Annotated in this window: 18 protein-coding genes; 4 read left to right on the top strand and 14 right to left on the bottom strand. The window is 53.1% G+C overall.

The genetic code is table 11. The features are described from left to right. Positions 1-189 precede the first annotated feature (189 nt). Together J4E05_RS12310 and J4E05_RS12305 are read left to right on the top strand one after the other, a co-directional pair. Positions 190-606 (top strand): antitoxin Xre-like helix-turn-helix domain-containing protein, encoded by a 417-nt coding sequence (locus J4E05_RS12310; protein WP_349595943.1) that lies wholly within the window; start codon positions 190-192, stop codon positions 604-606. Next, positions 603-1,307 (top strand): RES family NAD+ phosphorylase, encoded by a 705-nt coding sequence (locus J4E05_RS12305; protein ID WP_349595940.1) that lies wholly within the window; start codon positions 603-605, stop codon positions 1,305-1,307. Before J4E05_RS12310 ends, J4E05_RS12305 begins: the two co-directional genes overlap by 4 nt. A 75-nt stretch (positions 1,308-1,382) precedes the next feature. Here J4E05_RS12305 and J4E05_RS12300 read toward each other — a convergent pair whose 3' ends face one another. Both J4E05_RS12300 and J4E05_RS12295 read right to left on the bottom strand, forming a co-directional pair. Further along, complete coding sequence (locus J4E05_RS12300; protein WP_349595938.1) at positions 1,383-2,081, bottom strand: competence protein CoiA family protein; 699 nt, start codon at positions 2,079-2,081, stop codon at positions 1,383-1,385. A 141-nt stretch (positions 2,082-2,222) separates the two neighbouring features. Next, positions 2,223-3,098 carry a LysR substrate-binding domain-containing protein gene (locus tag J4E05_RS12295; RefSeq protein ID WP_349595935.1) on the bottom strand — a complete coding sequence of 292 codons (876 nt, stop codon included), beginning with the start codon at positions 3,096-3,098 and terminating at the stop codon, positions 2,223-2,225. Between the two features lie 139 nt (positions 3,099-3,237). Between J4E05_RS12295 and J4E05_RS12290 the strand changes: the two genes are divergently transcribed. Both J4E05_RS12290 and fghA read left to right on the top strand, forming a co-directional pair. After that, entirely contained in the window at positions 3,238-4,362 is a 1,125-nt protein-coding gene (locus J4E05_RS12290; RefSeq protein ID WP_503012347.1) for an S-(hydroxymethyl)glutathione dehydrogenase/class III alcohol dehydrogenase, read from the top strand. Positions 4,363-4,422: 60 nt separating this feature from the next. After that, positions 4,423-5,280 carry an S-formylglutathione hydrolase gene (gene fghA, locus J4E05_RS12285; RefSeq protein ID WP_349595929.1) on the top strand — a complete coding sequence of 286 codons (858 nt, stop codon included), beginning with the start codon at positions 4,423-4,425 and terminating at the stop codon, positions 5,278-5,280. A gap of 57 nt (positions 5,281-5,337) precedes the next feature. On the opposite strand, the gene J4E05_RS12280 is transcribed toward fghA, so the two are convergent. From J4E05_RS12280 to ureC, 12 genes are all read right to left on the bottom strand, one after another. After that, positions 5,338-5,955 (bottom strand): energy-coupling factor transporter transmembrane component T family protein, encoded by a 618-nt coding sequence (locus J4E05_RS12280; RefSeq protein ID WP_349595926.1) that lies wholly within the window; start codon positions 5,953-5,955, stop codon positions 5,338-5,340. Next, positions 5,952-6,626 (bottom strand): energy-coupling factor ABC transporter ATP-binding protein, encoded by a 675-nt coding sequence (locus J4E05_RS12275; protein WP_349595923.1) that lies wholly within the window; start codon positions 6,624-6,626, stop codon positions 5,952-5,954. The genes J4E05_RS12280 and J4E05_RS12275 overlap by 4 nt, the downstream gene beginning before the upstream one ends. Positions 6,627-6,699: 73 nt before the next feature. Continuing rightward, positions 6,700-7,245: a biotin transporter BioY gene (locus J4E05_RS12270; protein ID WP_349595920.1), complete on the bottom strand. Its 546-nt coding sequence runs from the start codon at positions 7,243-7,245 to the stop codon at positions 6,700-6,702. A 239-nt stretch (positions 7,246-7,484) separates the two neighbouring features. Further along, positions 7,485-7,778, bottom strand: coding sequence for a hypothetical protein (locus tag J4E05_RS12265; protein WP_349595917.1), 294 nt, complete (start codon positions 7,776-7,778; stop codon positions 7,485-7,487). Position 7,779: 1 nt separating this feature from the next. After that, complete coding sequence (locus J4E05_RS24090; RefSeq protein WP_503012346.1) at positions 7,780-7,986, bottom strand: DUF4258 domain-containing protein; 207 nt, start codon at positions 7,984-7,986, stop codon at positions 7,780-7,782. Next, entirely contained in the window at positions 7,986-8,201 is a 216-nt protein-coding gene (locus J4E05_RS12260; RefSeq protein ID WP_349595915.1) for a hypothetical protein, read from the bottom strand. Before J4E05_RS12260 ends, J4E05_RS24090 begins: the two co-directional genes overlap by 1 nt. Before the next feature lie 419 nt (positions 8,202-8,620). Beyond that, positions 8,621-8,860, bottom strand: coding sequence for a hypothetical protein (locus J4E05_RS12255; protein ID WP_349595912.1), 240 nt, complete (start codon positions 8,858-8,860; stop codon positions 8,621-8,623). Next, positions 8,857-10,164 carry a hypothetical protein gene (locus J4E05_RS12250; protein ID WP_349595909.1) on the bottom strand — a complete coding sequence of 436 codons (1,308 nt, stop codon included), beginning with the start codon at positions 10,162-10,164 and terminating at the stop codon, positions 8,857-8,859. Before J4E05_RS12250 ends, J4E05_RS12255 begins: the two co-directional genes overlap by 4 nt. 318 nt (positions 10,165-10,482) lie before the next feature. After that, complete coding sequence (gene ureG / locus J4E05_RS12245) at positions 10,483-11,100, bottom strand: urease accessory protein UreG (protein ID WP_085590803.1); 618 nt, start codon at positions 11,098-11,100, stop codon at positions 10,483-10,485. Then, on the bottom strand, positions 11,097-11,816 hold the full coding sequence (locus J4E05_RS12240) for an urease accessory protein UreF (protein WP_349595906.1): 720 nt from the start codon (positions 11,814-11,816) through the stop codon (positions 11,097-11,099). Before J4E05_RS12240 ends, ureG begins: the two co-directional genes overlap by 4 nt. Beyond that, positions 11,806-12,420 carry an urease accessory protein UreE gene (locus tag J4E05_RS12235; RefSeq protein ID WP_349595903.1) on the bottom strand — a complete coding sequence of 205 codons (615 nt, stop codon included), beginning with the start codon at positions 12,418-12,420 and terminating at the stop codon, positions 11,806-11,808. The genes J4E05_RS12240 and J4E05_RS12235 overlap by 11 nt, the downstream gene beginning before the upstream one ends. A gap of 11 nt (positions 12,421-12,431) precedes the next feature. Continuing rightward, positions 12,432-14,141: an urease subunit alpha gene (ureC, locus tag J4E05_RS12230; protein ID WP_085590809.1), complete on the bottom strand. Its 1,710-nt coding sequence runs from the start codon at positions 14,139-14,141 to the stop codon at positions 12,432-12,434.

The following is a 14,141-nucleotide window of genomic DNA, read 5'->3' as shown; positions in this document are numbered from 1 at the left end:
GCATAATACATCTATCCCCGTGAATAAAACCGATCCGTTACATGTCATATTTTCATGGGATGCAGCGGGTCGGCATCATACATTGCGGTTTATCACAACCACCGCCCCGGCAACAGCAACCAGACATCCAAAACCTCTTGCTCAATTCTTATCATATGATAGATTTAATCACATCATATGGAGGAAAACATGCTTCATCCCGTTATCCGTGATGGCGAAGCAGGCATTGTGCGGCCCATGACGGAACGCGATAAAATAGCCGTTCTGGTCAAGGCGATTGTGCGCACCGCCAACGCATGGGGCCTGACCAATGCCGAAGCCGCCGCACTTTTTGATGTCCCGACAGCCACCTGGAGCCGCATGAAAGCAGGGTCTTTTCAGGGTAAACTCGATCAGGACAAGGTGACACGTGCCAGCCTGTTAATCGGCCTGTTTAAGGGCTTGCGGTTGCTGTTTAACGGCCCGCTTACCTATGGCTGGCCCAAAACCCCCAACAAGGGTGCAGGCTTTAACAACAAAACCCCGATCCAGATCATGCTTGATGGCGGCATCCCGGCGATGATGCGGGTTCGCCAACATATTGATGCGCTGCGGGGTGGTGTTTGATAAATGCAGCCGACCTGCAAAGCCGGGATTTTACCAGCAACCATACCATTCGGCTGATTCCGACCGCTTATATTGATGAACCCGCCCTAAGCCCGCTTGCCGATAGCGATGACGAGCTGGATCTTCTTGCCGAAATCGAAGGGCTGACATCGGCACGGCTGCAACCGCCCCTTTCCATTCCGGGCGGGCTGGCGCCAAGCGAACTGCTAAGCCCGGCCCATGGTTATGGCTGGAGCTATGTCAACGCAGCCTTTTGTTATACCCACGCAGAGGGCAACCGGTTTAACAGCGCGGAACGCGGGGCCTGGTATGCCGCCTATGGCAAAAAGGCCACCCAAACCGCACAGGCCGAAGTCGCCTGGCATTTAACCCGTGAGCTTGAAAATACCGGCATTTTTGAAAATACCACCGCCTATCGCGAGCTGATCGCCGGGTTCAACGCCCCGTTTCACGATCTCACTCCGCATCCACAAACTTCCGCCCTTGATCCCTCGCCCGCCATTGCCTATCCCGCCGGGCAGGCGCTAGCCCGCACCCTTCTGGCATCAGGCGGCAATGGCCTGCTTTACCCGTCCGTCCGCCACGCTGACGGCCACTGCATCGCCGCCCTGCGCCCCCATCTTGTGCAAAATATCCGCCAGGGCGACCAATGGGTTTTCACTTGGTCAGGCTCTGCCATCCCGGAAATCATCCGAGCGTAAAAACGCCGCTGCCTAACGCTCCAAGCGTCTATAGCTTAAGCCAACTAAATGAACTTGAACCATTCATCAAAAACATCATGCAAACTTATGCACGGCACGAATAAATTCTGATCGACTAATTCGAGAATAAGCAAAATATCCTTCTTCCAATGGCTGACCTCCATTTAATTTCTTTGAAAGTGCCTCACCTGCAAGAAAAAAAATATGCCCATCATAGTCAAAGAACACGTATGCAGATGATCGCTTCCATTTCTCAATGAACTGACTACTTCTTGATGCGAAATACACTATCTCAAAAGTGCGACCGTCAACCGTCACAGACCGAGAAGAAAGCCCCAGCGATAAGCGAAAATTCGTTCCAGCAAAGCTTCTCTCATCATGAAGATGAACTAGCCAAAACATTCGGTGCCGTTGACGATAAAATACCTCTCGTTCAATACGCTCTTGCTCACTTATGCTGGAATGCTGCAATTCCAAAACAGTTGCCTGAGGCGTATTCCTTCCACAAAGCACGTCAGCACGGTGCCATTCACCAGCAACGTCGTCAAAAAGCCCAATTTCACGGCATTCCTCTGGAAACTCTTCTTTCCAGCCAAGATGCCAAGGGCCTTCAGATTCGCTCCAGCAATCACAATCTCCAGCCTTATGCCTCCAATGCCTAACGTTTTTTGAAGGAATAACCGAAGTTAAAACTCCGCCACATTCGCGGCAGGCCGTTCTTTCCCCCTTAGCAATCGGTTGACGCTTTACTCCATCGACCAACGCATAAAGCATTGTTCCTCACTACTAATTTTCTGCTTTTAGCTCACTCATCTAAAAGAAGGCCTTTGATAGGTTCACAGATTAACTATTCAGCTTTTATAAGAAGGTTGACCTTTAAATCTTATGTTATTTCCATCCAATACACGATCAAAATCACCCCAAATACCGTGCCAAATGCTCCACCAGCATCCGCACCTTTGATGACAAATGCCGGTTGGCGGGGTACAGCGCCCAAATGCCTTCGTCAGACGGTTGATAGCGTGTAAGGATCGGCACCAGCTCGCCACTGGCGATATAGGGATCAACGTAAAAATCGGGCAATTGCACAAGGCCAAGGCCCTTGCGCGCGGCATCGAGCAGGGCCTGGCCGCTATTGGCGGTGATGCTGCCGTGGATGCGAATGGTGCGTTCGCGGCCATTTTCCTCGAACCGCCAATAATCCAGCGTGCCGGGCAGGCAATTATGCCGCGACAGCTCCGACAGGCTATGGGGCTCGCCGCGCTTGGACAAATAAACCGGTGCGGCACACACATATAAACGGCGCGATGACAGCCGCTGGCTCATGATGGTTCCGGGGGTTCCCTCCAACCGCCCCAGCCGGATCGCCAGATCATACCCCTCCAAAATCAAATCCAGCTTCTGGTTGGTAAAGCGGCAATTTACTTCCAGCTCCGGGTAGCGGGCGACAAAATCATTGATCAGCGGGGCAATGACGCTTTCGCCGTAAGTGGTGGGGGCTGTCAGTTTTAATTTTCCGCGCGGGGTATCTTGCAGGCTGCTAATCGCGCGTTCCGCCTCTTCCAGGCCATCGCGCAACTGGCGGCAATGCTGATAATAAATCAGCCCCGCTTCGGTGAGGGTGACCTTGCGCGTCGTTCGGTAAAACAGCTTGCTGCCCAGGCGGGTTTCCAGCGCCGTGATCTGGCGGCTGACATGGGCGATCGAAACACCCAGCTGCGCGGCAGCCCCGGTAAAACTTTGGCATTCCGCCACCGCGATACATTCGCTGATCCCGTCCCACGCATTCATTATTACTACACCGTAAAAGTTATTTGCATAAATACGGGATTAACATTTTCTCGGAAACAAATAAACTTTCCTTCATATCTTTGCATCCTTGTATGCATTCCCGCTGGTCTGAAAAGGATTTACCATGACTGCACAAACCATCACCTGCAAAGCTGCCATTGCCTGGGAAGCGGGCAAACCGCTGTCGATCGAGGAAGTTCAGGTCGCGCCGCCCAAAGCAGGCGAAGTGCGCATTAAACTGACCGCGACCGGCGTTTGCCACACCGATGCCTTCACCTTGTCGGGCGATGATCCCGAAGGCATTTTTCCCGCCATTTTGGGCCATGAAGGCGGCGGCGTTGTTGAATCCATCGGTGAAGGTGTGACCAGTGTGGCCGTAGGCGACCATGTTATTCCGCTTTACACACCGGAATGCGGCGAATGCAAATTCTGCAAATCGGGCAAAACCAACCTGTGCAGCAAAATCCGCGAAACCCAGGGCAAGGGCCTGATGCCCGATGGCACCACGCGCTTTTCGCAAAACGGCACGCCGATTTTCCATTATATGGGCTGCTCGACCTTTTCTGAATATACCGTTCTGCCGGAAATTTCGGTCGCCAAGGTCAATAAGGCCGCCCCACTGGAAGAAGTTTGCCTGCTGGGCTGCGGTGTAACCACCGGCATGGGGGCGGCCACCAACGCCGCCAAAGTGAAAAAGGGCGATACCGTTGCCATTTTCGGGCTGGGTGGCATTGGCCTGTCGGCAATTATTGGCTGCCAGATGGCGGGGGCAGAACGCATTCTCGCCATCGACATTAACGAAAAGAAATTTGATCTCGCCAAACAGCTGGGTGCGACCGATTGCATCAATCCCAAAAATTTCGACAAACCGATCCAGCAGGTGATTGTCGATATGACCGATGGCGGCGTTGATTACAGCTTTGAATGCATTGGCAATGTCAACATCATGCGCTCGGCATTGGAATGCTGCCACAAGGGTTGGGGTGAATCCGTGATTATTGGTGTGGCCGGGGCCGGGCAGGAAATCTCTACCCGTCCGTTCCAGCTGGTTACCGGGCGTGTCTGGCGTGGTACGGCCTTTGGCGGGGTTAAAGGCCGTTCTGAACTGCCAAATTATGTTGAACGTTATCTGGCCGGTGAATTCAAACTGTCCGATTTCATCACCCACACCATGCCGCTTGAGGAGATCAACCATGCCTTCCATCTGATGCATGAAGGCGAAAGCATTCGCAGTGTCATCCATTATGCACCGGCCGCCAAATAAGTTGCCGCCACTCTGGGCCGGAAGCGATCTTCCGGCCCACTCGCGTAATTGGAGGATGAAATGAGCATCGAAAATATCTCTAGCGCCAAAAGTTTCGGCGGCTGGCACAAACAATATAGCCACCCTTCATCGACGCTGGGCTGCGACATGCGCTTTGCCATTTACCTGCCGCCCCAGGCAGGCAATGGCACCACGGTCCCGGTGATGTATTGGCTGTCCGGCCTGACCTGTACGGATGAAAATTTCATGCAAAAGGCTGGCGCGCACCGCCTTGCCGCCGAACTGGGCATTGCCATTGTTGCCCCGGACACCAGCCCGCGCGGCGACCATGTGCCCGATGACGAAAACGAAGCCTATGATTTTGGCAAAGGGGCGGGTTTTTACGTCAATGCCACCCAGGAACCCTGGCGGCAAAACTACCGGATGTATGATTATATCCTAAACGAGCTTCCGGCCCTGATTGCCGAACATTTCCCGGTCAATGACAATGCGGTGATTTCCGGCCACTCGATGGGCGGGCATGGCGCGTTGATGATGGCACTGCGCAATCCGGGCAAGTTCCGCTCTGTCACCGCGTTTTCGCCCATTTGCAACCCGGTCAATGTGCCCTGGGGGCAAAAGGCGTTTGAAAACTATCTTGGCCCCAAACAGGCCGATTGGGCCGCTTATGACAGCTCCATGCTGATGAGCACCGCCCAACCCACCGGCTTCACCCCCGCCCTTATCGATCAGGGCGATGCCGATGGCTTCCTCAAAGACCAGCTAAAGCCCGAAACGCTGGAACAGGCCGCCAAAAACAGCGGCTACCCGCTAACGCTGCGCATGCAGGAAGGCTATGATCACAGCTATTATTTCATCGCCAGCTTCATCGAAGACCATATCCGCTTTCATGCGACGCATTTGGGACTAACGGCCTAAAACATTCAGCCGACAAGACCCGCTTTCATGCCGGACCTGACAACAGGTCCGGCATTTTTATTTGCGTCCGGCAGGATCATAACTCCGCGCTTCAATCGCATCGGCGACATCATCGGCCATTTTCAGAGTACGGATGATCAGTGGCACCGACAGGGCCAGCATATTGCGATCCAGCCCCCGCGCCTTTTGAGCTTCACGCACATCATCGAAAACGCTGGCAATGACGGGGATAAAGCGTAGCACCAGCGAAAAGGCGAGGCCAACTTTTTCCGGATTGATGCCGACAAAGCGCAGCGGCTGCATCGCGCGTTCGAGGGCAGCGAGCATTACGGAAACCTGTGTGGTGAGCGTCACCAGGGCGGCAAACAGCACGACGATAGCAAGCCGTGTGACCACCACGAGGCCCGCTTGCCAGTCATTCAGCCACAACTGCACGGCAAAAAACACCACCAGCAACCAGACAAGCGGCCGGATTTGCGCCCATAAAATTTGAGGTGAAAACCGCGCCACCCCATAAAGCGCAATGACGGCCGCCAATATTGCCAGCAGAATTTGCCAGTTTGGAATAAGAAACACCGCCGTGCCGAGCACCACGAGTGCCAGCACCTTTAGCCCAGCCGGCAGGCGATGGATCAACGAGGCGCGATCCTGATACAGGCCGCTGGCAAGGTTCATGACATCAGATCCACATAAAACGGCAGCGCCTTTTGCGGCACGTCATCACACACCACCCGGCCCTGATCGATCACCAGAATACGGTCATAATCGGCCAGAAGGTCCAGATCATGCGACACCGTAATCACCTGTTGCTCCAATTCAGCAATGGCCTGTGCCACCCGGTTACGATTGCGCAAATCGAGCAAGGTGGTGGGTTCATCAAACACAATGCAGGCGGGCTCCATAATCAGCACACCACAAATCGCCAACAACTGCTTTTGCCCGCCGCTCAATTGATTGCTGGGATGGGTGCGATAGGCCCCAAGGTCATAACGCGCCAGCATGGTATCAATCCGTCGGCTGACGTCGTCTTTGGGCAGTTTCAACGGTTTCAGACCAAAGGCAAGGTCTTCCTCGACCACGGGAAAAACGATCTGGTTATCCGGATTTTGAAAGACGAACCCCACCCGTGCGCGTACTTTGCGGCCCTCTTTTGCGGTATCAAAACCATCGACCTGCACCTGGCCTGCGCTGGGCACCAACAGCCCGTTAAGCAGACGCGCCAGCGTGCTTTTTCCCGATCCATTGGCACCAACAATGCCAATACGCCGTTCGCCAAGGGACAGGGAAATATCTTCCAGCACGTTTTGCGCCCCATAACGCAGCGCGACATTCTGCAATTCGATCATTGGCCTCTCATATTCCGCCCAGCAAAAAGCCGCCTGCACTTATTGCACAGGCGGCCCGATTAAAGCATGCAAATCAGGCTGGCGAAACCAGCGGATAAGCCCGGCGCACCGTAAGGGCCGCCCCGGTTGCGACAAAGACCTTCAACGCATCGCCAACCAAAAAGGGCGCGGACCCGACCGAGGCCTTCCAATAGGAAATATCAACCACGACAGCCACCCAGGCATTGCCCAGCCCATAAAGCACAACAATGCCGCCAAAGGCGATGATGGCAGCCGTATTCACTGCGTTCAAACGGTCCCAGAATTTCTCGATCAGATAGCCAATGACAAAGGCCGATACCGCCCAGCCGATCATGAAACCACCGGTCGGCCCCAAAAACACACCAAAGCCACCGCGCCCACCAGCCAAAAGCGGCAAACCCAGCGCGACCAGAACCAGAAACAGCACCACCGACAGCGCCCCGCGCCGCGCGCCCAAAATCGCCCCGGCCAACATCGGTGCCAGTGATTGCGCCGTAATCGGCACGCCCGTCAGCGGCAGGGTAAAGGGCGGAAACAGCCCCAAAACAGCCATCAGGGCCGCAAAAAGGGCGATATAAACAATGTCCTTGGTCTTCATTCTGATCCCTCACTTCCGGGTCAGCCCTGCAGCGGCCCATAAACCGGCCTACCGCAAACACAAAACCGACCCCGCCTCACGCCAGGGCCACCAAATTCATTGGTAATGGATAACTACAAATGCAGGATTTTCCAAGGGAAATGCAAACCGAAAGCAAAGGCGACAGTAGGAACGTCGACGGTGCGAGGCACGCTATCCAAAAAATCACACGCTCAGCTTACTTAAGTTTTAATGAATGACTATAGTTCTGAAATTAAATATTCAATTTTTTGAATCGCACCGTTTACAATTGGCTGAGTAACCTGATCTAATTTATTTTCATTTTTTTCAATAAGATAAGAATTAACAGACTCCAAATCAGTCAATTTTTCTGTAAATTTATGATCCCATTCACTTGGGCAAACATCTAGCGCATCGCGCAAAAAAATCAAATCCTCTACGAGATCTCCTAAGCCAATTGCCCCATTTTTATAGTTTATGACCTGATCCTTCATTCTTTTAATTTGCCGGTCATCATATTCAGTTCTCATCATTTCACCTCGCCCCTCTCATAACTGTTATCACTTTTTCATTTTCAGTAATTACAGTTACTTTATTTTCCATATCAACATACCGAACTCGACCTGGGATTGGATCAGCACTACGTTTTCCAAATTTTACCGCATTTTCAACAGATGATGACATTATACCCCTATTTTGCATTTGATCTAAGGCATGACCAGAATATTCGCGACCAGAAATTACGCCATCAGAGTTTCGAGTTTTCTGATATGCTGAATTCTTAAGCTCATGACCTTTTCTGCCCCCAAAATCGCCCCGGTCAGCATCGGTGTTAACGATTGCATCATAATCAGAACACCAGTAAGCGGCATGGTAAAAGGCAGGAACAGCCCGAAAACGTCCATTAGCGCCGCAAAAGGGCGATATAAACAATTTCTTTGATCTTTGGTCTTCATTCCTGATTTATCATATCCGGGCTAGCTTTGCCGCAGCCCGAAACTCAGCCACCACAAACGTAAAACCGGCCACACCTCGGGTCAGGGCAACCAATTTCTTTAGCAATGGACAGCGGGAAATGCGCCTGCTTCCAAGGGAAATGAGATATCGCGGTTACGAGAAAAGGAGCGGCCTCCCAAAAGACGACAACGTTTGACCACTGGTCAACCTGAAAATATCTCGTCCAAATTCAGTTACCATAAATTATCGAGATACTTTTTTGCCTTAAAAACTAAATACCGTATCTGCTCCGCTGAATCACACAACGACCTCATGTAACCCCCTCTCGACAGTGGTTAGGGCTCTACAAAATTTCGCAAAAAATAATTTCCTACAAATTAAAAAACCAAGACCTTAAGAATTCACCGCAGGAGACATCTCAGGAATTTTGAAGCTTCTTTGACAACGAAACAAGTTCTTCTATTGAAAATTCGAATTCCTCTCCATCTTCCATAGAGCTAAGTTCCAACAATAATTCCTGCATATCCTCGTCCGCTTCCGAATCTCGTTGATGATCCATAAATATCTCAAAGGCCCAGCGAGACAGGATAACCAGATCATGTGTCTCGTTGACCTTTTTTTCTAACATTTTACCAAACTCTGATTTAGACAGTTTCATCGGATACCCAATTCGGTTCCAGTTGGGGGATAATGAAGAGAATCGACATGTTGACCGTTTATCATTTTGGGATGTACTCGGTTGATCCTCCCTGACTGATCATATGCTTCATTCCATGAACGAACCATTCCCGTATTAGAATTATATTCCGTTACATATGAAGAGCCTCTCGTTGGGCCTGGGCTCTTCGCCGAACGTTCGGCTCCATAATACCTGATACGCCCATCTGGCAGCTCGCGAACTTTCACTGCCTTGCTTTGAGCACGCTCCAACGCAGATAATTTCCTCTTCAGAGCAACGCCGGCATTAACGTTATTGGCACCCAAATTTGCACTATTTGTCGTGTCCGCAGTAGATTCAGTTTTCATCTCCTTCGGGCGCAATTTTGGCGCCGTTATTTCATTTTTTTCAAATTTCTCGAAATTTTTATTTGAGACAACCTGCTGTCGCGGCTCAACTATTGGCCTTGAAGTCTTAATTTCTACCGGCGAAGTTTTTGGGGATTCTTCGATTATTTGACGAGGGGATCTTCCTCCCACCCCTGTACGCCCAGCGGCATGAGTGAGCAACGCAATCAATAACCCCACTGTGATTTCAGCGGCAACACGTGCAAAAAGTGCAGCCGCGCGATCCAGATCTCGCTCATCCTTGGCGTTGGCAACCAACTGCATGGCCCCCATCAGGTCGCCAACAGCACCGAAAATTGCCCAACCAACCATCGCATAACCAATACCCAGGATAATCGCGAGAATGGTCCCGCCGCTTGCGAATGCCAGTGCAGCAATCGTCGCCGCAGCCGTTGCAAGTGCAACAGGTGAGACAAGCCCGCGCAAGGTCTCTGCGAAGCCTTCACCCAAATGATTTTCTAATTTCCCAAATGTCAGCTCGAATTTTTCGTCCATCGACATCGTTGCCACATTGCGGCCCTTGAGTGTCGAAAGCACTGGGGTCATCCGGCCACTGATCTTTTCAGGAACGGCACAGCCAACTCGGCGCTCATCGGCAATTTCAAGCGCCATCCATGCGCCTTGACCAACAATACGGCCAACATCACGCACCATATCCCGCTCATTGCGCGGGGCAAGGTTGCCACCACCTGCGGACAACCAGAAGTGACGCAGCTTAAGCCCGTTACCGGGATGAGAGGCATAATGCCGGACCCGGTCGGCAATACGCTGCGGATCGTCAATGCTGCCGCACATTCTTGCATCAAAACGATTGAGCTGACCAAAACTGATAGGACGGCCAATCAACAAGATAGAGCCATTGCCGCGCAATTCGACAATTTCGCTGTGGGAAAACACATCCTTCTCCTGACAGGTCCACATAACAGGTGGGGAAAACCGAACATGCAGAGACTATCGTGAAGGCTTGGGCATTTTCCTGTGCAAAAGTTCAAAATTCTGAACTTTCCTGAAAACAGAACAAGATATTGAATTTATGGGGAAATCATAAAAATCACTCAAGCAGACATGTTTCAATATCTGGCGAAATTCCGCTCGCGCCGGCGAATATTCGCCCGACAGACCAACTTTTACGCGAATCGTAAAAACAAACACCCGGCCCTTTCGGGCCGGGTGTTGCTGAACTCCCATCATCTGCGATTTTCTGCTTGTTTTATGTCACGCAGCAGATTGACGGAGCCCCCCTGATTCGATGATAAAGTTTTTCACATCCTCAAGGCCTTCCATCGCCTTGAGATTGGTAAAAACAAAAGGCCGATCCCCGCGCATTTTGCGCGCATCACGGTCCATAACCCCCAGATCGGCCCCCACCAGCGGGGCGAGATCGGTTTTGTTGATAATCAAAAGGTCCGAACGGGTAATGCCCGGCCCGCCTTTGCGCGGAATTTTATCGCCCGCCGACACATCAATCACGTAAATCGTAATATCGGCCAGTTCGGGCGAAAACGTCGCCGACAGATTATCACCGCCCGATTCAATAAAAATCGCCTCAAGACCCGGATGTTTCGCACTCATATCTTCGACTGCCGCCAAATTGATCGAGGCATCTTCGCGAATGGCCGTATGCGGGCAGCCGCCGGTTTCAACACCCGCAATGCGGTCCGGCGCAAGCGCCCCCGAGCGGGTCATGAATTCGGCATCTTCGCGGGTATAAATATCGTTGGTGATGGCGGCGATGTTAAATTCGTCGCGCATCGCCTTGCACAACCGTTCAAGCAATGCCGTTTTGCCAGAGCCAACCGGCCCACCAATACCAATGCGAAGCGGAGAAGTCATGATCGGAACAACCTTGTATATTGGGTTTCGTGTTTCATCGATGTCCAGTCGATCAACGGCGCGCAGGCACCTATGTCATCCGGGTCGGTTTCCATGGCCTGTTTAACGGCCAATTCCACCGCATTCTCTAGCGCAGCAATGGCGCGAATGCCATCGGTCTGCCCCAGCGGCACCAGCCGCACGGCACTGGAAACCAGATTGGCCACCATCGCATGGAAAAACGCCGTTAAGGCGCTGCGCAAATCAATATCCGCCCCCGCCGCGGCAATCGCAACCGCCACCGGATAAGACGGCAACCGGCCATCCGTACGCATCGAAGCGGCCCAGTTTGCCAGCAAGGCATCATCCCAAACCTGGCCAAGGGTGGAAACAAACGCCCGCCCCTGAGCGGTTGCCTCCAGCGCCATTTCGGCCGTGCCCCGGCGGCAATCGGCATCAATGCCAATGGCAATCAGATCCTCAAGGTCACCTGCGCAGGTGGCATGGTAAGCCTGGCAAAACAGTACCCCGTCAATGCGCCCGGCACCAAAGGCCAAAACACCTTCCACCCAGGTTATCACGCTGTCGCGCTTGCCAACCCGGCCATCCTCAATCGCAAATTCAACGCCGTGCGAATAGGTATAGGCGCCAACCGGAAAAGACGGCCCCAGCCATGTCATCAAGCGCATCAACCCGCGAGAATTAAGGGGCTGCGGCACGGTATGATCAATGGTCATGATCACCCCCGGCGGCAGGGTTGTGGGTGTGACGGTGACTGTCGCTTTGACCATGGCGGGGAACAGCAATGGGCCCCGTCGCATCCCCCGCGTCCCCGTGATCAGCATCGGCAAAGAAATCGTGGTCATGGCCATGATGATGGCCATTTTCCTGCGCATTACCGCCGAGGCCATGATAGGCCCCGCGTTCGGGGTCAAAGGGTGCAATTTCGCTGTCAACCACACCGCCAAGGCCAATGATCATATCGCGCAAAACATGGTCTTCAATAATGCGCAAGCGCCCGTCTTTAAGCACCTGCATCGGCGTATGGCGGTTGCCAATGTGCCAGGCCATGCGGGCCGCCGCAACGGGGCCGGCACAGGTAATGGTCAACACCGGTTCGGCGGCGGCACACACTACAATAATGCCACCATCGGCCAGTTTCAAATGATCGCCATCGCCCAAACGCACCGCATGGGGCAGATCCAGCAAAAAGGGCGCGCCCGCATCATCAAGCAGGCGAATGCGCCGCCGGTGCCGGTCAGCAAAGGCCAGCGTTACCGTCCCGCGCATTTCGGCGGCATGGTTTTGCCCGACGGGAATATGTTCAATGGCGCGCCGCATGATCCCGCCCCTTAAAACAGGAAGTAACGTTGTGCCATCGGCACTTCGGTTGCCGGTTGGCAGGTTAGATGCACCCCGTCCGCATGAACCTGATAGGTTTCCGGGTCGACATCAATTTTTGGCAAGGTATCGTTCAACTTCATGTCCTTTTTGCCGATATTGCGCGTATTCGATACCGGCAACAACTGACGTTGCAAGCCAAATTCGGCGGCGATCCCGGCATCGATCCCGGCCTGGGACACAAAGGTAAAGCATGATTTGGTCAGCGCCCCGCCAAAAGCCCCGAACATCGGCCGGTAATGCACTGGCTGCGGCGTGGGGATAGAGGCATTCGGGTCCCCCATAGCAGCCCCCATGATCATGCCGCCCTTCAGGATCATATCGGGCTTCACGCCAAAAAACATCGGTTTCCACACCACCAGATCGGCGATTTTACCCACCTCGATCGAACCGACATGGCTGGCAATACCCTGGGCAATCGCGGGGTTGATGGTGTATTTGGCGATATAGCGCTTGGCGCGGAAATTATCGTTTCCGTCGCCGTCTTCGGGCAAGTTGCCACGCTGCTTTTTCATCTTGTCAGCCGTTTGCCAGGTGCGGCAAATCACCTCGCCCACCCGGCCCATCGCCTGACTATCGGACGAAATAATCGAAAACGCGCCCAGATCATGCAAAATGTCTTCAGCCGCAATGGTTTCGCGGCGAATACGGCTTTCGGCAAAGGCCACATCTTCGGGAATTTTCGGATCGAGATGATGGCAAACCATCAACATATCAAGATGTTCGTCGATGGTATTAACCGTAAAGGGCCGAGTCGGATTGGTCGAGCTGGGCAAAACATTGGCTTCGCCGCACAGCTTGATAATGTCGGGCGCATGGCCGCCCCCGGCCCCTTCGGTGTGGAAAGTATGAATGGTTCGGCCCTTGAACGCGGCCCGGCTATGTTCGACAAAGCCGCTTTCATTAAGCGTATCGGTATGGATCATCACCTGCACGTCAAGATCATCGGCAACCGACAGGCAAGCATCGATCGTGGCCGGGGTGGTGCCCCAGTCTTCATGCAGCTTTAATCCGCAAACACCTGCTTTTACCTGTTCGATCAGGGCGGCAGGCAGGGTGGCATTGCCCTTGCCAAAATAACCAACGTTAACCGGCAAACCGTCGGCGGCTTGCAACATGCGGGCAATATGCCACGGGCCGGGGGTGCAGGTGGTGGCGTTCGTACCCGCTGCCGGGCCGGTACCCCCACCCAACATCGTGGTTACACCAGAATACAGGGCTTCATCCGCCTGTTGCGGGCAAATCCAGTGAATATGCGCGTCAATACCGCCTGCGGTGATAATATTTCCTTCACCGGCAATCACTTCGGTACCCGGACCAATAATAATATCCACATCGGGCTGAATATCGGGGTTGCCTGCTTTGCCAATGGCAGCAATGCGGCCATCACGCAGGCCAATATCGGCCTTTACAATGCCCCAGTAATCCAGAATCAGCGCGTTGGTAATAACGGTATCCACAGCCCCTTCGGCGCGCGATGCTTGTGACTGCCCCATACCGTCGCGGATCACTTTGCCGCCGCCAAATTTGACTTCTTCACCATAGGTGGTGAAGTCTTTTTCAACTTCGATAATCAGGTCGGTATCAGCAAGGCGCACTTTGTCGCCCACGGTCGGGCCAAACATGGCAGCATAGGATGAACGATCAATTTCATAGGCCAT

The sequence above is a fragment of the Thalassospira sp. NFXS8 genome, assembly GCF_040148805.1.
Lineage (GTDB): Bacteria > Pseudomonadota > Alphaproteobacteria > Rhodospirillales > Thalassospiraceae > Thalassospira.
Note: the sequence above shows the minus strand (reverse complement) of the source record. Positions and strands in the feature narration are given on the sequence as shown.